This window comes from Paraburkholderia sp. SIMBA_054, from assembly GCF_046534875.1.
In the GTDB taxonomy this organism is placed as follows: Bacteria; Pseudomonadota; Gammaproteobacteria; order Burkholderiales; family Burkholderiaceae; genus Paraburkholderia; species Paraburkholderia hospita.
The window spans coordinates 22,308-39,176 of sequence record NZ_JAWRXV010000037.1 but is presented as its reverse complement, the minus strand read 5'-3'; the positions used below and the strand labels follow the sequence as shown (position 1 = coordinate 39,176).

The following is a 16,869-nucleotide window of genomic DNA, read 5'->3' as shown; positions in this document are numbered from 1 at the left end:
TCCGATGCCATCGGGTGGTCCGATGCTGCGAACCAGCTTATCCGCAATCTCCCCCGCTGCGTGATCAAAGAAACATCAAAAACACATCAAAAGCGGGCAGCGGATTCGCTCGGTGAGCGATGAGTCATCCCTTTCTGATCAAGGAAATCGCGTTGCAGGCGGGCCTCGGCATGGCGACCGTCGACCGCCTGCTGAACGGACGCGCGCACGTGCGCGAGCACACGCCGCGGCGCATTCGGCAAGCGATCGGGGAACGGGAGGAGCAGCAACTGACAATAGCGACGAGCGGTCGCAAACTCGTCGTCGACGTGGTGGTTGAAGCGCCGCGCCGTTTCGTCGACGAGATCCGCGACGCGCTGGAAGACGCCGCGCCGGACCTGCATCGGCCGCGCTTTCTGATGCAGGAGACGATGACGACGCCGGAGAACATTCCGCACGATGTCATCGCGCGGTTCGCGGCGCGTCCCTAGCGATCGTGCTTCACTGCAGCGGCGCCGACCACGCGATCGTGCGGTTGCGCCCTTCGCGTTTGGCCGAGTAAAGCGCGCTGTCGGCGCGCGCGAGCGTCGTGTTCAGATCGTCGCTCGTTTCGACCTTGCATACGCCCGCCGAAAACGAATAACGGATCGCGCAGTCGCCAGCGACCTGCACACGGCGGCTCATCACCTGGCGGCGCATCCGCTCGACAGCCGACACGCCATGCTCGACCGACGTCGACGGAAACACCACCAGAAATTCCTCACCGCCGATGCGCCCCGCGATATCCGTCTGACGCGTCGCGTGCCGGCAGACTTCGCCGAAGTCGCGCAGCACGGCGTCGCCGGCGGCGTGGCCGTGCGAGTCGTTGATCTGCTTGAAGTGATCGAGATCGACGAGCGCGACCGTGAGCGGCGTCTCCGTGCCCACGGCGGCCGTGATCGCGAGTTCGAGCGCCGACATCGAATGGCGCCGGTTCGAGAGGCCTGTCAGCACGTCGGTACGCGCTTCCTGCACCGCGCGTTCGTGCGCGCCGATCCACGCCTGCTCGCTGGAACGCAACGCCGAGATGTCCGTGCCGATCAGCACGATCCAGTCGTTCTCCAGCAGCGATTCCGTCATCCAGAACCAGCGCCCGTCGATCAGCTCCGTCGCGAAGCTGCGCTGCCCGGCGCGTTCGCGGCGCACGGAGATCGCGTCGCCGATCACGGCTGCGGCGTTATCGCCCTCGATACGCGTGCCGCATTGACCGAGGATGCCGCGCATCACGAGATCGGCGAACGTGATTTCGCCGCGCTCGCGGTTGAGCCGGAACGCGTGCTTGAATGCGCTGCTCGCGAATACGAGGCGGTCGCTCGTATCGTAGATCGCGACCAGCTTGTTTTTGCCGTCGAGCGCGCCGAGCAACGCTTCACATGCGATGTCGTCGGTACGCAGATCCTGGATCGATTTCATATCGGTGCAGATGGGTCTCCGAGCTGGCCGCGTCGTTGGAGCGCGGCCTCGGTCCCAGGTTCGCCGTGTCGCTCAAGAAAAGCGCCACGGACGAAGCCGTGGCGCGAAGCGTTCCAATGATTCCGACTGCGTGAAGAATCACGGAGAACGTGGAGACAGGATCAAGTCTACGTCGGGCGGATGCTCGGCCATTGCGTGAACAGTGAGCGGTTTTGCCCGCAATTCTGCGGGTCGTGCAGGTTTCTGGGAGTCGTGCAAAGTTGTACGGCTCGGCGCGCCCTGATGCTCACGCGTGGCGCTTCGCCTGATCCGTGTGATCGCTCAGGCTGTCCGGCTGAGCTTGCGTCCAGTCCACCCCTTGCACCTGGTTGCGGCCGGCCGCCTTCGCCGCGTAGAGCTGCGCGTCGGCGGCAGCGAGCAGTTCCGGGGCGTTGCAGCCGTCGGCAGGCCGGCCCGTCGCGCACCCGACGCTCACCGTCACGATCGGCAATTGCCTGATGCGCAGCGCCTCGACGCCACGGCGGACTTTCTCGGCGGAGTTCGCCGCAGCGTTGGATCCCATATCGGGCAGCACGACCGCGAATTCTTCGCCGCCGTAGCGCGCGACCACGTCGATCGAGCGCCGCGCCACCGACGCGATGCAGTCAGCCACGGCGGCCAGCACTTCGTCGCCGGCGGCGTGCCCGTAGGTGTCGTTGAAGCGCTTGAAATGATCGATGTCGATGAACAGCACCGACAGCACCGCGCCATTGCGCCGCGCACGGCGCCATTCTTCGTCGAGGTGCCGGTCGAGCGTGCGGCGGTTGCTGAGCCGGGTGAGGGGATCGGTGGCCGCGAGTTCGGCGAGGCGCGCCTGCGCCCGCACCTTGTCGCGCAGCGCAAAGGCGAGCATCCAGCAGACCAGCACGACGACGGCGCCCAGCGTGAACGTCAGCGCGCCCGCGACCGCGCTGCGCTTGCGCCACGGGGCGAGCACGTCGTCGAGGGCGGGCGCGACGATCACGACGAGCGGCGTGTCGGACACATGCGCGTACGAGTAGATGCGCCGCACATGATCGATGGGAGATTCGTCGATGAACGATCCCGCCGTTCCCGAGTGCGTGACCTCATATTGCGGATACCGATCGACATTGACGCCGATGATAGCTTCGGCGTACGGCTTGCGCGCGAGCACTGTGCCGTCTTCGTGCAGGATGAACGCGGTGCCGTCGCGGCCCGTGTTGACCTTGTCGAGCAGCCGCTGCAGATAGGCGATGCGTACGGCGAGCAGCGCGACGCCCGCAAACGAGCCGTCGCGCGCGTCGATGCGCCGTGACAGCGCAAACGAAAGCTCGTGCTCGCGCAGCCGCGAGCGGTACGGATGCGAGACGAACAGACCCGCGTTCGGGTTGCGCTGATGGACGACGAAGTAGTCGCGGTCGTCGAACCGGACCTTCTTGTTGACGGGGCCTTCCTGCGTAGCCTTCAGCACGCCATGTTCGTCGACCACATAGGCTCCGCCGAGGTAAGCGGCGAGCGTCGCGCGATCGAACAGCACGGTGCGGCGCAGATCGTCGGGCAGATGCCAGACCGTCGGCTCCTGCGAGCGATGGACGATTTCCTGCAGCGACAGATCGTAGATCTCGACGTTGCGCGCCAGATCGCTCGAAATCAGCGAAACCAGATTGGCCGAGGTTTCGCGCGCGTGATTCAGCGCATCGGTGCGTCCCGAGTACAGCGTGGCGAGCGTCAGACCCGCCATCGCCGTGGCGATCAGCGTACCCGCGATGCCCGTCAGGAACGGGCGGTTGCCGACCGCTTGCGACACGGCCGCTCCGCGCTTGCGCGCAAGATGGCGAAACCGTTGACGCAGGACGAGAAGCGGATTGAACACGAGCGTCGTCTCCGTCGTGATTGTGCCGCTACGCTAGCAGGGTTGCGAAGCGCACAGCAAGCATGGCGCGCGGTGTCGCCACTGGCGATGCATCGCGGATGGCGCTGGTGGAGTCGCGCTCGCTATACAACACGGCGCGACACGCACGCTGAACGAACGTTCGCGATGTACAGTGATAGCCCAATCGATCGATACAAACAACGACATGACGACTGGTTTCGCCCGACGCGTGATTGCCTGGACCTGTGTCCTGAGCGGTGTTACGGCAAGCAGCCCGCGACAGGCATCACGCGCGACGCCACCGGCTGGCGAACACGCCGATGCCGCCCATGCTATCGGCTCGCCAGGGCGCGGGCCGACGCTCTGGCTGGCCGTGAGCCTGTCGATGGGCAGCGCGATTGCGCTGGGACTTGCGCGCTTTTCCTATGCGTTGCTGTTGCCGCCGATGAAAAGCGACCTCGGCTGGAGCTTCGCGCAGGCAGGCGCGATGAACACCGCGAACGCGCTCGGCTATCTACTCGGGGCGCTCGCGTTTCCGCGTCTGTCGCGTCGCTGGTCGACGGGGACGCTGTTTGTCGGCGGATGCGTGGCGACGGCCCTGCTGATGGCCATCACGGGCGTGTTGTCGGATACCGGCGCGCTGCTTGTTCAGCGAGTCGCGACGGGCATCGCGAGCGCATTCATTTTCGTGAGCGGCGGCGTGCTGGCGGCGCGCCTCGCAACATCGCGTCCGCGCGATGCGGGCCTCGTGCTCGGCCTGTACTACGGCGGCACGGGATGGGGGATCGTCGCGTCGGCGCTGCTCGTTCCCGTTTCGCTCGCTTCCTTCACACTCGTGCATCGCGCGCATGACTGGCAGCTGGCGTGGTTCGCGCTCGCTGTGGCGTGCGTCGCGTTGTCGTTGGTCGCGGGGCGTGCCGCGCGGGGCATCGACAGGCAGCACGTGATACGCACGGGTACAGGCGACGCCGCGGCGGCCACGCCGCGCGCCGCGCCGATGCGGCGCTACGCGTTCGCGCTCGCCGGCTACGGGCTGTTTGGAGTCGGCTATATCGGCTACATGACGTTCATCATCGCGCTGCTGCGCAACGGCGGCATGAGCGAAGGCGTCGTGACGGGGTTCTATCTGCTGCTCGGTGTTGCGACGATCGTGTCGGCGCGCATCTGGTCGAAGCTGCTCGACCGCATGCGCGGCGGCCAGGCGCTCGCGTTGCTCAATGCATTGCTCGCGCTGGCGACGCTGATGCCCGCGATCGTCGCACATCCTGTCGTCGCGTTCGCGTCGGGTGTGCTGTTCGGCGCGACATTTCTGTCGGCCGTCGCGTCGACGACGGCCTTCGTGCGCCACAATCTGCCCGCCGCGCATTGGGGCCGCGGCATCAGCGCGTTCACGATCGTGTTCGCGTTCGGACAGATCGTCGGCCCAACCGTGATCGGGCTGGTGTCCGACGGCGTGGGTCTGGAGCGAGGCCTCATCTATTCGGCATGCCTGCTCGCTGCTGGCGCGGTACTTGCTGCATTGCAGACAAGCTTGCCGCAAACACCCATTCGGTGAACTGATCGTTTCGGCGAAAGCATTGCACAACGCGCGACCGCATAATCGGTGCCACTCCAGGCGCCATTTGGGTCACACAGTTGCTGCGTTGCGGTCGCCAGCGCACAGATCGAGCGCGCAGCCGGGAGCAGGATGAAAACCGATGAAATACTCAGTCATCCAATTCGAATTTGACTGTTGCTATTTCGTCAAAACAACTAGAGAGACGTGAGATCAACGCCTAAAGTTAAAGTGCTTTCTCAAGTCTTTTGTGCGGTGCGGGGGTGCATATGAAACGCAGGAACGCGCGACAACTGGTCCGGGTGCTGTCGGACATACGGCATGCGGCAGATTGCAGGGCGCTGCGCGCGGCTGCAACGCAACGGGCGATCGAGCTTGCTGCGCAAGAGGCGGAAGAGGAGCAGGAGAAGCCGGACACCGCACGCGAAAGCACCCGCGACAAGACGACGTGGAGAACGTCATGAGAAACGCCACCGAACAGTCGCTGCGTTTTCTGGTCGAGAAATGGCTTGGGCCGGTTTCCGCGCCTGTGCACGTCACGCAGTTCGGCCGCACGAAATGGGACCACACGCGCTACGTGCGTGTCGAAACGTCCGCGCCGGATGGTCTGCGTTCGTTGTTCTTCTTTCGTCACGACGACGGATGCTGGTGCGTGTTCCCGCCGACGTCGAACCGCCGTCGTCCCGTCGAAAGCTGGCGCCAGGTGGGCGCGCAGGCGGCAGCGTAGCATCGGTCGCGACGGCCGGCCCATGCGAGCCTGAGCCAGCCCGCCGACCGCGTTTCAGGCTGGTTCCGCCGAGTCCGACGAGACTTCGCGCCGCGCCGTCCACATCGGCATCACCTGGCAGACGATCAATCCCGCCAGCATCAGCCCGCAGCCGAGCAGCGCGCGCGTCGCCAGCGTTTCGCCCAGCACGAGCCAGCCGGCGAGCGCGGCGAACACACCTTCCATGCTGAAAATCACGGCCGCGTGTGCAGGCGCTGCATCCTTTTGTGCGACGACCTGGATCGTGTATGCAACGCCGACTGAGAGCGCGCCGCCGTAAAGAATGGTGGGCGCGGCGCGGACGATGTCGGCGATGCGCAACGGATCGACGGCAAGTCCCACCGCGAGGCTGACCACGCCACACACGACGAACTGCACCAGCGCGAGCGCCAGCGGATCGTGACGGCGCGCAAAGCGGCTCACGAGCACGACCTGCGCCGAAATGACGATCGATCCCGCGAGTTGCAGCCAGTCGCCGTACAGAATTGAAAAATGTTCATCGACACTCAGAAAATACATGCCGAGCGCTGCCAGCAGCGCGCCGAGCCATACGCCGATGCCCGTCTGATGACGCAGCACCACGCCGATCAGCGGCACGATCACGACATACAACGAACTGATGAAGCCCGCGTTGGCCACCTTCGTGTATTGCAGGCCGATCTGCTGGCAGGAGATCGACACGGCGACGAGCAGGCCGAGCAGCGCGCCGTCGCGCCATAGCGTCGATGCGCGGGAAGGCACAAGAGAAGCGGGTGCGTCATCCGCGCCCGCCTGCTTGCGACGCCGCCGTACAACCGACCACACGATCAGGACAACGAACGCGCCCAGCAGAAAGCGCAGCCCCGTGAAGAGAAACGGACCGATCGAATCGAGGCTCAGGCGTTGCGCGACGAACGCGCTGCCCCAGATCATCGCGGCGACGAGCATCAGCAGATTCGCGCGCAGGTGTTGGCGGGTGGTGGTTTTCAAGCGGAAATTCCTGACAGGACAGATCGTTTCGCGCGGCAAGCTTCCGATGCGGCGCAGGCGCATCGCGCGCCTTCTGTTCAGACGAAACGACGGTCATTGAATGGCAGCCGACATGATACCTGTATGGCCGTCGGCGAAGCGTCGAGGCGATGAAAGCAATCGGTAAGGAAGCTGTCTCCCGGAAAATACATATCGAAGGTTATGGGATGACAAACAGCCGACGCTGCGTGATACTCCCCGCGGGGAGCCGCCGGGCGCTGTGTGGCCCAGCAGGCTTCGCCATCATGCGGTTCCAATTCAACATTTGACTTACAGTCGTCAGGTTTGGGGATAACACACATGAAGAAGATCATCGCCTCGCTCGTCACCGCCTCGCTCGCGCTGGTGTCCGTTCAAGCTTTCGCACAGGCATCCGATGCAGCGCCGGCAGCAGCTAGCGCCGCGAAGCCGAAGCATGCTCACAAGCAACTGAAGACGCACGGCAAGCGCGCTGGTGTGTCGTCGGCTGCATCGGCTGCAGGCACGAACGACAAGGGCACGCAGAACTAAGCAGCCCGTTCGCGCAGCAAAAAGAAAGGCCGAAGCGATGCTTCGGCCTTTTGCTTTTAGGGCGCGTTTGCGGCGCGTTTGCAGCCCATTCGAGGCGCCTTTACCGCACTGTCGAGCCGTTCCCGCGCCATGAAGCGCGCAGCGCCGCTCAAACGCCCGCTGCGAGTCCGTTGACCAGCAGCTCGGCGATCAGTCCGTTCATGCCTTCGGGATGACTCGCAGCGCGCTCCTTCAACTGATCGACCAGCGAATCCGGCAGCTTGCACGCGAACGGCACGAGGCCTTTGGCCTGATCGAGCTTGCGCTGCTCGCGCCGGTCGAGTTGCGGCTGTAGCGACGACGCCTTGCCGAAGCGATCGGCGGAGAGCGACTGTTTCATCTCGTTGCCGAGTTTCAGTGCCTTGTTTTTCTCAAGGTCGAATTTCTTCATTGCCATGCGGAAAGGCCTCTAAACAGGTAAGCAATCTAGCATTGTACGCATCGCGCGGCGCGTGAATGCCGGACTCATGCCGAATCGCCGCGCGAGATGCCGCGGCTATTTCGCCGGCGCTTCCGCATTCGTCACGCTGTCCATCAGCGCGCGCATGCGTCGCCAGTGCGTGCCTTCCCAAAAAACGCGCCGGCACACGTCACAGGTCACGAACTGCGCATGCCGTTCGAGCACGCCTTCTGGCGCGCGCCCAATCGCTTCGTCTTTCGCAATGCGCCGCAGCGGCGCGTTGCACGTGAGGCACAGGCGAAACGGCCGCGCGCTGCCCGCCAGATCGAGCCGGTCGAAAATTTCCCTCAGTTGCGCCTCGGGTTTCAGCGTGCGGACATAGCAACCATGCGTGATCGTGCGGCGTTTCAGCAGTTCGCGGTCGCGCGTCAGGACGATGCGGTTTTCATCGGATGCAATCGACTCGATATGCGAATCGGCGTAGTGGTTGTCGTAAAGTGTGTCGAAGCCCGCGAGCCGCAGCAGTTGCGCGAGTCCGCCGAGATGCGCGTCGGCGACGAAGCACACCACGCGCAGCGGGCGTTCGCGCACGCGCAGCAGCGGTTGAATGTCGAGCGCCTCGAATTTAGGGTAGACGGCCACGCGGTCGCCTTCCTGCAACGGGTGATCGAAGCCGACCGATTCGCCGTTCACGAGGATCAGCTCGACTTCCGTATGCGGGACGCCGAGCGCCTCGATCATGTGCTTCGCGCTGGCGGCGCGCGCGCACTCGCAACTGAACGACTGCCGGCGCAGCGGCCGCGCCAGGAAGTCGTTCAATTCTTCGTAGAAGCGGAAGGTGGCCGTAACCATGACGCCAGTATGGCACCGCGCCTCACGCAGCGCCGATGGGCAATTACCTGCACAACACGCGTGGCTATGCTCTACTTCGGGTTCTTGAACAGGAGTCATTGATGGACATCGGTTTTATCGGTCTCGGCGAAATGGGTGCCGCGATGGTCGCAAACATGCTGAAAGCTGGGCACAGCGTGCGCGTCTGGAACCGCTCGCCGGACAAGGCGCGGCCGCTCGTCGAACTGGGCGCGCGGATCGTCGGTTCACCCGCCGAAGCTTTCACGGGCGACGCCGTCTTCTCGATGCTCGCCGACGATGCCGCGCTGCGCGACGTCATCAGCGCGTCGCTGCTCGAGCACGCGCCGCGTGGACTGATTCACGTGAACATGGCGACGATCTCCGTCGCGCTGGCGGAAGAACTCGCGACAGCGCACGCCGGGCGCGGCCTGAACTACGTCGCGGCGCCCGTCATGGGCCGGCCGGACGTCGCGGCGGCAGCGAAGCTGACCATCGTCGCCGCTGGGCCCGCCGAAGCGATCGACCGTGTTCAACCCGTGTTCGATTCGATCGGCCAGAAGACGTGGCGGATCGGCTCGCTGCCGCAGCAGGCCAACGTCGTGAAGCTGGCGGCGAATTTCATGCTGGCGTCGGCGGTGGAGTCGCTGGGCGAGGCGTCGGCCTTGCTCGGCGGTCACGGCGTCGCAATGCAGGATTTTCTCGATGTGATCACCAACAGCGTGTTCCCCGGTCCCGTGTATCAGGGCTACGGCAAGATGATCGCCGAACAGCGCTACGAACCGGCGTTGTTCAAGGCGCGTCTCGGCCTGAAGGACGTGCGTCTCGCGCTGGCGGCTGCCGAGTCGGTGTCGACGCCGCTGCCGGTGGCGAGCGTGGTGCGCGACAGTCTGATCGAAGCCGTCGCACACGGCGACGGCGAGAAGGATTTCGCCGTGCTGGGCCAGGTCGCAGCGCGCCGCGCGGGGCGTTGAGGGCGCGGCGCTCGTCGTCTTTGCTTGCGCTCATTCGCGCAGGCCAGCTTTGCGAACTGCATGAGAGCGGGTGGGGCGAGCATAATGCTCGTTCCGCCCGTTTTCATTTCCATCGAGCAATACGCATCATGATTCTGCATACCTGGTGGCTCTACGTGGCCACGATCTTCGTTGTCTGCGCGATTCCCGGCCCGAACATGCTGTTGATGATGACGCACGGCGCCCGTTACGGCATGCGTCAAACGACGGCCACGATGGCCGGCTGCCTGATGTCGCTGATGCTGATGCTGGCCGTTTCCGTCGCCGGCCTCGGCGTGCTGCTGAAAGCATGGCCGGCGACATTCGACACGCTGCGCCTGCTCGGCGCGGCTTATCTGATTTGGCTCGGCGTGAAGGCGTGGCGCGCGCCCGCGAGCGAAGCCGCGGCGACGCAAGCGGACGCTTCCGCTGGTGTCATGGGCGGCAAGCGCGCACCGTCACGCGGTGCGCTGATGCGCAACGGTTTTCTGGTCGGCAGCAGCAACCCGAAGGCGATTCTGTTTTCGGCCGCGCTGTTGCCGCAATTCATCGACGCCTCGCGCCCGACGCTTCCACAGTTCGCGGTGCTCGTCGCCACGACGGCGGTGATGGAAGTCAGCTGGTACATGGTCTACGCGGGCTGCGGCACGCGGATCGGCGCGAAGCTGAAGAGCAGCAGCGTCGCGAAGGCTTTCAACCGGTTGACGGGCGGCGTGTTCGTCGGCTTTGGCGCGATGATGGCGCTGGTGCGGCACTGACGCCTGCCTTTCAGCGCTCGCCTCGTCTCATGGCGCGGCGAGCGCTCTTTCGTCACTGACGGCCGGCTTGCGCGGCGCGATCGGCGAAACCGAACAGAAACACGGCAACCGCGAACCCCAGCGCGACTGCGCACACACCGCTCCATCCGGCCCTTGCCCACGCAACGCCTGATAACGCGGCGCCAATTGCCCCGCCGACAAAGAAAATTCCCACAAAGAGCGCATTCAACCGACCGCGTGCAGCGGGGTTGATGAGGTTGATCGCGCGTCGTCCGAGCGTTTGATCGGCGATGACCCCGGCGTCGAGCGCTGCCGCGCCGGCGACCAGCAGCGCGAGCGCCGCCACAGGATGCGCCGCTGGCGAGAATCCGCCCCAGCCCGCGCCCGCGACGCCCAGCACGAGGACGGCCGCGATCATCACCAGATGCGCGACGATCTGCGTCGCGCGGCCCGCGCCGTGATCGCCGAGATAACCGGCGAGCGGCGTGACGATCGCGCCCGTCGCGCCCGCCAGCGCGAACGCGGCGATGCCTTGCATGCCGAGCGAGAACGGCGGCTGCGCGAGCCGCAGCGCGATGGCCGTCCAGAAAGCGCTGAACGCGCCGAGCGCGAGGGCGGCCAGCGTAGCGCGCCGTTGCAGTACGGGTTCGGTGCGCAGCAGCGTCCAGAGCGAGCGCAGCAGTTCAGGGTAGCGCGCGGTGGCGTGCGGCGTGTGGCTCGGCAACTGGACGTACAGCACGACGGCCAGCAAAGCGTCCGCGAACGCTTCGATGCAATAGAAAGCGCGCCAGCCAAATGTTCCGGCGATCACGCTCGCAAGCGGGCGTGAAAGAAGAATGCCGAGCATCAGTCCGCTCATCACGTTGCCGACGGCGCGCCCGCGCCGGCTTTCGGGCGCCATCGACGCCGCCATCGGCACGAGCATCTGGATCACGCTCGACGTCGCGCCCGCCATGAACACCGACGCAAGAAACATCCAACCGGAGCGCGCGAACGACGAAAGCGCGAGAAACGCCGCGCAGCAAACAAGCGTCCGGAAAATAAGCCGTCGATTTTCGAGCAGATCGCACAACGGCACGAGCAGCAGCAAACCTGCTGCGTAGCCGAGTTGCGGCAGCATCGCGATCAGCCCGGCCAGTTCGGGCGGCAGATCCAGCGCGCGGCTGACCGGCCCCGTCAACGGCTGCGCCGCCGTCAGATTCACGACGATCACGCCGACGGCTGCGGCGAAGAAAAGCGTCAACGGCGTGCTCAACGTTGGGCCGGGCGGCGCGGCGGAGTGTGGCTGCGGCGGTGATGTAGCGGCGAGGCTGCGCGGACAGGTGTCGGCGGGCTGGTTCATGGTTCGGCTCCGGAAGATTTCGATCCGGCCCATCGTAGGGACGCCGACGTTATGCGACAATTGAATTATCTCGATAATGTTTATGCGAGGTTGTTTTGAACACGCGTGACTTGCAGGCTTTTGTGGCGGTGGTCGAAAGCGGATCGATGGTGCGGGCGTCCGAGAAGCTGTTCTTGACGCAGCCGGGTCTCACGCGCCGCGTGCAGAACCTCGAAACGATGCTCGGCATCGAATTGCTCGACCGGCAGAGCAAGCCACTGAAGCCGACGGCAGCGGGCAACGAGGTGTACGGCCTCGCGCGCACGGTGCTGCGCGCCGTCGACGATCTGATGTCTGTTGCATCGCCGGACAGCGAGCCGACGGGCGAATTCAAGATCGGCGTGCCGCCGTTTCTTTCCGAGCTTGCGCTGGAGCAGCCCATCGACCGATTGCGCAGCGCCTTCCCGAACCTGACGCTGCGTGTGACGGCGGGCTGGTCGCCGGGTCTGTTGCAGATCGTCGAGCAGGCGAAAGTGGATGCCGCCGTGGTGCTGCTGCCGGAAAGCGTGCCGTTGCCGGAAGGGCTGACGTCGACGCTCCTTGCCTACAAGCCGACCGTGGTTGTCGCGCCGCGTTCGTTCGGCATTGCCGACGAGCCGGCGACGCTCGCGACCTTGTCAGGCTACCCGTGGGTGTTGAATCAGGACGGCTGTGGGATGCGCTCCGCGCTGAGTCGCGCGATGGCGGCGGCGGGATTGCCATTCAACGTCGCCGTCGAGGCGTTCGGCTCGGAACTGCAACTGTCGCTGGTGACGCGCGGGCTGGGCGTGGGTCTCGCGACGCCGGAAGTGCTCGCGCGCAGTCCGCATCGGGAGGCGCTGCAGGTCATCGACGTGCAGGACTTCCGGAACGGTCTGAACGTGTGGCTCGTGCATGGCGCGCTGCCAGGACGCCTCGTACGTCCCGTCGAATTGATGCGCGACGCGCTGGTCGAAAAGCTGGAAAAGGATGCGGCCTGTCTGGCGCTGGCTCATTCTGTCGGATGATGCAGAGCACAAAAATGCATCCGAAAGGATTGATGCGACGTTTTGTCACCCTTTGGCAACGTAGAACCAGTGCTCTAACGTGCCATGTTGCAACGCACCAAGTGATTTGCTATAGTTCGTCTTGTCTCCTCCATGTCTCCTCTGATATGGATTCAGCCCGCCACCTTGGCGGGCTTTTTTTTGCCCTGCGTTTGCCCATCCGTAGCGCGCTCAGAATTTGTACGACAGCGCGAGGTACGTGATGATCGGGTCGGCCTTCAGTTCGGCCTTTGATACACCCAGTTCCGTGCCGTCCGCGGCCTTGATGATCGTCGACGAAGTCGTCTTCAGCGGAATGTAGGTAACGGACGCCGTGACGCCCCAACGGTCGGTGATGTTGTACATCGCGCCCACATTGAAGACGGGCTGCCACGACGACGACGCCTTCGCCTCCACGGTCGTCTTCCCCGTCTTGCCCGCGCCCGCTGCCAGAATGGCGCCGAGGTTGTTCTGCGTCGACGTGACGAAATTCTCATTCAGCTGGATGTCGCTGAACCAGTTGTACGACACGCCGATGCCGACAAACGGCCGGAACTTCGACGTCGACTCGCCGAAGTAATACTGGAAAATCAGCGCCGGGCTCCATTGCCGCACGCTCTTGACGATCGGGTTGACGGCCGGGTCGCCGATATCCTGCTTGCCCAGCGCGCCCGCCGGGCCGGGCGGCTGAATCGTGCCGTGGCCGTACAGCTCGAACTTCGGCGGCACGCCCGCCACCGACGTCACCGCGAAATGGTCCGTGACGAAGTGCGAAAACACGAGGCCGAGCGTATCGGCGCTGTTCGTCGACAGGCTCGTGCCAGGCGATGTGAACGAGTTCGGCAGACGCAGCGGCGTGTTGATCGGCACGGGCGCGACGTGCGTCGTGAGCGGCGTGCTCGAATCCTGCGGCATCACGTGAAACCAGCCGAGCGAGACAAGATTGTCGCCCGCCTTTTGCGCATAGGCATTCGGCATCGCGAGTGTGGCCAATGCAGCCGCGCATACAGCGGCGAGTGCATTGGGCATTGCCGCGTCCAAGAGCTTTCTCATTGTGTTCCTCCTGAGCGGGCGGCCTGCCTCGCGCGCGACGGCGTTATTCGTGCCGTCTGCTGCGCTTCCCGGTTGCCCGCTTCCCTGCGCGCGGGCAGGGAAGCGGCCGGGTGGCGGTCGCCTCGTGGCGTTCTATGCGGTGGACCTCGCGCCCACTACTGGACGAAGGCGCCGATCGTGAAGTACGGCGACGACGCGTTCGACAAGTCCAGGAAGCCGTACACGCCGCCCGTGAAAACGAACTTGCCGGTCGGCGCGCTGCCTGCCGCCGCGTTCGCGTACGTCGACGTCACGACGCCGGGGACGGTCTGTGTGAAGTCGAGATTCAGGGCCTTGGTCAGCGACGCCTGCGACGCATTGAATGGATCGAGCAGCGTCGCCTGCGTGCCGACGAGCGCATTGGTGCGGTAGTTGAACTCGCTGTCGACGCCGATGTACTCGCCGTTCTGCGAGTTGACGGCGATGTTCGCCTGCGGCGCGAGGATCGAGATACCCGATTCATCATCGGCGACAGGGCCGCTGATGCCGTTCTGCGGGTTCGGCGTGAGCGTCGAGTTCGCGACGCCCGTGCGGACGAGGATCGGCACGTTCTGGTTGCGCAGCTTGCCGACGATCATGAAGCCCTTGCCGACGGGCGACGAGGCGAGCGTCGGCTTGCCCTGGCCCTGGAAGTTGTCTGTTTCAAATGCGCCGCTGCCATTCGACGATTGCGTCCAGTTCGTGCCCGGTTGCTGGCACTTGCCGGCATTGACACCGGCGTTGTCGCACTCGGTCCAGGTGCCGTCGGCGTTGATCGTGATCTTCGTATCGACGACAGTCGGCGCGAAGCCCTGCGATGGAATCTGGTGATAGCCGAGCTGGTTGTACGTGCCGACGATGTTCGCCAGATTCGTCTCGATCGTCGAAAAGCCGATGAAGGGGTAGTACGGGAATTTCGTGTCGGGGACCGCGCCTTGCCCGAGAATGCCGCCGAACGAAATTTCGGCGCCCGGAATCGTGCCGCCCGCCACGCCTTCGCCGACAAAAATGCGCGCCGGCCGGTTCGGATCGAGGCTCGCGCCATTCAGACGGAACGCGCACTGGTTGAGCTTGTTGGTGGGAAGCAGCGTTTCCTGGGTCAACGTGCCCGATGCCGTCTGGCCCTTGCGGGTCGGTGCGACCGTGCCCGTCGTGGCGGGAATCGGCGACTCGATGTAAGCGACCTGCCAGGTCATCTTCGTCGTATCGAGCTGCAGCTTGACGAGTTCGCCGTCGCCGCCGCCGCCCGTGAAGGTCGTGCCGTAGTCGAGCGACGCGGGGCACAGGCGCGCTTCCGTCGGCGGCGCGCCTTCGCTGCCCGCGCCGCCGCACGCGCCGAGCAATGGCGCTGCAAAGGCCAGCGCCGAAAGGGTCTTCCAGTTCATCGTGCCTCCAGTCTTGTTATGGGCGGCCAGCTCCCAGTCCAGCCGCCTCTCGGTCTTGTTCATCTAGCGATGCTGCTTTCTGCCCGTGTTGCCTCCTGCCATGCACGGCCCTTTCTGTTGATTCGGGTAAGGCTTATTTGCCGATCTGCGCGCCGACGCTGAAGTACGGCGAACTAGCGGTGTCGGAATTGGCCGAGCTCGGCGTGAGGCCGCCGTTTTCGGTGCCGTTGATGAAGATCGCGTAGAGGCCGCCGCCTGCGATTGCGAAGCCCGTGTTGCCCTGCTTGTCGGTGACGCTGACGAGGCCCGGATTGCCGCCGCCGTATCCCAGGCCGAAACCGCTTTCGGCCGCCTGCGTAGACGGATTGATGAAGGTGCCGACGCCGCCCTGGATCAGCGACGCGGTGTACTTGAAGTTCGAGTCCGCGCCGACATAGCCGCCGTCGAAGCCGCCCGACGCGAGCGAAGTCGCGGTTTCCAGCAGCGCGATGCCGGATTCGTCGTCGACTTCGGCGTCGAGTGGGATCGCGCCGGTGCCCGTAAACACGTGTCCCGTTCTGACGACGACCGGGACGGTCGCGCCGTTCAGCTGACCGAGGATCATGTGAGCCGACGAGCTGCCCCTCGCTCCCAGCAGCGGCAGCACCAACTGGCTTTCGATGCGTGGCGCGTTGGTGCTGTCGAAATAGCCGTTCGCGTTGAGCGTCGGCGTGTCACCCATTGACAGGCAGTGCGTCGGGCTTGCGTTGCCATTCGCGGGCGGGGTGTTCGTCGCGGACGAGCAGGCGCCGTTGGCATCGAACGTTTCGGATGTCTGGGCGGCGGCCGCCGCGTAATTGCCCGACGGAACGATGTGATAGAGCAGCCCGTTATAGTTGCCGGCGAGCTTCGAGAGGTCCGTCGTCGTGCTTGCGAAGCCGAGGAACGGATAGAAGTCGAAATGTCTTGGCGTGACGGCGCCGACGTTCTGGAACGTGAGAATCGTCTTGCCTGCGTATGCGACGTCGGCGCCCGGAATCCCGCCGCCTGCCACGCCCTTGCCGACGAAGACGATGGGCGGATTGGTGGTCGAAAAGGGCGTCGTATAGGTTGCGCCCGTCGAAGGCGCGGTGCCTGACGCGGGCGTCAGCATGAATGCGCAGCGCGTCTGCTCGGCATTGGGCAGCATGCCCGCAGGCGGATGCATGACGGCGCCCGTGACGGTGGTGCCTGCGCGCGTATTGTCGACCTGGCCCGCCGATACCGGGATCGGTGATTCGAGAAACTTCAGCGTGTACGTCATCTTCACGGCGTCGATGTTCAACGACACTACTTCGCCGCTGCCTGCGCCGCCCAGATAGGTGCTCTGGCCGATGTTGGCGTCGGCGGGGCAGAGCGAGCCTGCGGTGGCCGTCGACGCAGGCGGCCCTTGCACGCCGCAGCTCGATCCCGAGCACTGGTTCGCGTTGATCGCGCCGGGATCACCCGCATTTCCTCCTCCGCAGGCGAACAAAAACGGCACGCTGGCAATGGCACATGCCAGCCATTTTGAATTGGCGTACATGCTGCTGTCTCCCTGATTTGTGTAATTTGCGAGCTAATTTCGCCGCGCGATTTAGGGCTGTCAATTGAACGAACCATCTAAAAAACCCGATTCAAACAGCGCATTTATCGCGGAGAGTCGCATGGCGCTTCGAAGCGCGCCTTTTAAAACAAAACAGCATTTTTTGCATCGGACGGATTTGTCGTGTCGCCGCTGAGCCTTTATCGGCGGGCGACTCCGAAAAGCGCATCTATCATCTTCGAACGCTCGTTCGTAAAAAAATCCGGAATATCCCTATGCGGTAATAGATGCCCAGGAGAATAAA

General features: G+C 64.5%; 17 protein-coding genes. 8 read left to right on the top strand and 9 right to left on the bottom strand.

What is annotated here, in order from left to right; translation table 11 throughout:
* The first annotated feature begins 119 nt into the window (after nt 1-119).
* Nucleotides 120-470: a LacI family DNA-binding transcriptional regulator gene (locus SB822_RS35065; RefSeq protein ID WP_090838250.1), complete on the top strand. Its 351-nt coding sequence runs from the start codon at nt 120-122 to the stop codon at nt 468-470.
* Nucleotides 471-480: 10 nt separating this feature from the next.
* Here SB822_RS35065 and SB822_RS35060 read toward each other — a convergent pair whose 3' ends face one another.
* A complete protein-coding gene (locus SB822_RS35060) occupies nt 481-1,431 on the bottom strand; it encodes a GGDEF domain-containing protein (protein WP_007747888.1) in 951 nt (316 codons plus the stop codon).
* A gap of 286 nt (nt 1,432-1,717) precedes the next feature.
* Nucleotides 1,718-3,304: a diguanylate cyclase gene (locus tag SB822_RS35055; RefSeq protein ID WP_090838248.1), complete on the bottom strand. Its 1,587-nt coding sequence runs from the start codon at nt 3,302-3,304 to the stop codon at nt 1,718-1,720.
* Nucleotides 3,305-3,689: 385 nt separating this feature from the next.
* Between SB822_RS35055 and SB822_RS35050 the strand changes: the two genes are divergently transcribed.
* The 3 genes from SB822_RS35050 to SB822_RS35040 all read left to right on the top strand — a co-directional run bounded on the left by SB822_RS35050 (nt 3,690) and on the right by SB822_RS35040 (nt 5,586).
* On the top strand, nt 3,690-4,859 hold the full coding sequence (locus SB822_RS35050) for a YbfB/YjiJ family MFS transporter (RefSeq protein WP_244144682.1): 1,170 nt from the start codon (nt 3,690-3,692) through the stop codon (nt 4,857-4,859).
* A gap of 269 nt (nt 4,860-5,128) precedes the next feature.
* Nucleotides 5,129-5,323 carry a hypothetical protein gene (locus SB822_RS35045; RefSeq protein WP_009769954.1) on the top strand — a complete coding sequence of 65 codons (195 nt, stop codon included), beginning with the start codon at nt 5,129-5,131 and terminating at the stop codon, nt 5,321-5,323.
* Nucleotides 5,320-5,586: a hypothetical protein gene (locus tag SB822_RS35040; protein WP_079483709.1), complete on the top strand. Its 267-nt coding sequence runs from the start codon at nt 5,320-5,322 to the stop codon at nt 5,584-5,586. Before SB822_RS35045 ends, SB822_RS35040 begins: the two co-directional genes overlap by 4 nt.
* Nucleotides 5,587-5,640: 54 nt before the next feature.
* Here the strand turns inward: SB822_RS35040 and SB822_RS35035 are convergent, their stop codons facing one another.
* Nucleotides 5,641-6,594: a DMT family transporter gene (locus tag SB822_RS35035; RefSeq protein ID WP_090838273.1), complete on the bottom strand. Its 954-nt coding sequence runs from the start codon at nt 6,592-6,594 to the stop codon at nt 5,641-5,643.
* A gap of 339 nt (nt 6,595-6,933) precedes the next feature.
* Here SB822_RS35035 and SB822_RS35030 point away from each other — a divergent pair, with 339 nt between their 5' ends.
* Nucleotides 6,934-7,143, top strand: coding sequence for a hypothetical protein (locus tag SB822_RS35030; protein WP_009769951.1), 210 nt, complete (start codon nt 6,934-6,936; stop codon nt 7,141-7,143).
* A 148-nt stretch (nt 7,144-7,291) separates the two neighbouring features.
* Here SB822_RS35030 and SB822_RS35025 read toward each other — a convergent pair whose 3' ends face one another.
* On the bottom strand, nt 7,292-7,579 hold the full coding sequence (locus SB822_RS35025) for a hypothetical protein (RefSeq protein WP_007747873.1): 288 nt from the start codon (nt 7,577-7,579) through the stop codon (nt 7,292-7,294).
* A gap of 99 nt (nt 7,580-7,678) precedes the next feature.
* Entirely contained in the window at nt 7,679-8,434 is a 756-nt protein-coding gene (locus SB822_RS35020; protein WP_090838246.1) for a Mut7-C RNAse domain-containing protein, read from the bottom strand.
* A gap of 101 nt (nt 8,435-8,535) precedes the next feature.
* On the opposite strand from SB822_RS35020, the gene SB822_RS35015 reads away from it, so the two are divergent.
* Together SB822_RS35015 and SB822_RS35010 are read left to right on the top strand one after the other, a co-directional pair.
* A complete protein-coding gene (locus SB822_RS35015; RefSeq protein ID WP_090838244.1) occupies nt 8,536-9,405 on the top strand; it encodes an NAD(P)-dependent oxidoreductase in 870 nt (289 codons plus the stop codon).
* A 128-nt stretch (nt 9,406-9,533) separates the two neighbouring features.
* A complete protein-coding gene (locus SB822_RS35010) occupies nt 9,534-10,181 on the top strand; it encodes a LysE family translocator (protein WP_042314107.1) in 648 nt (215 codons plus the stop codon).
* Nucleotides 10,182-10,233: 52 nt separating this feature from the next.
* Here the strand turns inward: SB822_RS35010 and SB822_RS35005 are convergent, their stop codons facing one another.
* On the bottom strand, nt 10,234-11,523 hold the full coding sequence (locus SB822_RS35005) for an MFS transporter (RefSeq protein ID WP_090838242.1): 1,290 nt from the start codon (nt 11,521-11,523) through the stop codon (nt 10,234-10,236).
* A 95-nt stretch (nt 11,524-11,618) separates the two neighbouring features.
* Here SB822_RS35005 and SB822_RS35000 point away from each other — a divergent pair, with 95 nt between their 5' ends.
* Complete coding sequence (locus tag SB822_RS35000; protein WP_079483706.1) at nt 11,619-12,548, top strand: LysR family transcriptional regulator; 930 nt, start codon at nt 11,619-11,621, stop codon at nt 12,546-12,548.
* A gap of 210 nt (nt 12,549-12,758) precedes the next feature.
* Here SB822_RS35000 and SB822_RS34995 read toward each other — a convergent pair whose 3' ends face one another.
* From SB822_RS34995 to SB822_RS34985, 3 genes are all read right to left on the bottom strand, one after another.
* The gene (locus SB822_RS34995) at nt 12,759-13,595 is read right to left on the bottom strand and encodes an OmpW/AlkL family protein (protein ID WP_176133939.1); all 837 of its coding nucleotides are present in this window, start codon (nt 13,593-13,595) and stop codon (nt 12,759-12,761) included.
* A gap of 179 nt (nt 13,596-13,774) precedes the next feature.
* Nucleotides 13,775-15,022: a DUF2957 domain-containing protein gene (locus SB822_RS34990; protein ID WP_090838271.1), complete on the bottom strand. Its 1,248-nt coding sequence runs from the start codon at nt 15,020-15,022 to the stop codon at nt 13,775-13,777.
* A 133-nt stretch (nt 15,023-15,155) separates the two neighbouring features.
* Nucleotides 15,156-16,565 carry a DUF2957 domain-containing protein gene (locus SB822_RS34985; protein ID WP_090838240.1) on the bottom strand — a complete coding sequence of 470 codons (1,410 nt, stop codon included), beginning with the start codon at nt 16,563-16,565 and terminating at the stop codon, nt 15,156-15,158.
* Nucleotides 16,566-16,869 lie beyond the last annotated feature (304 nt).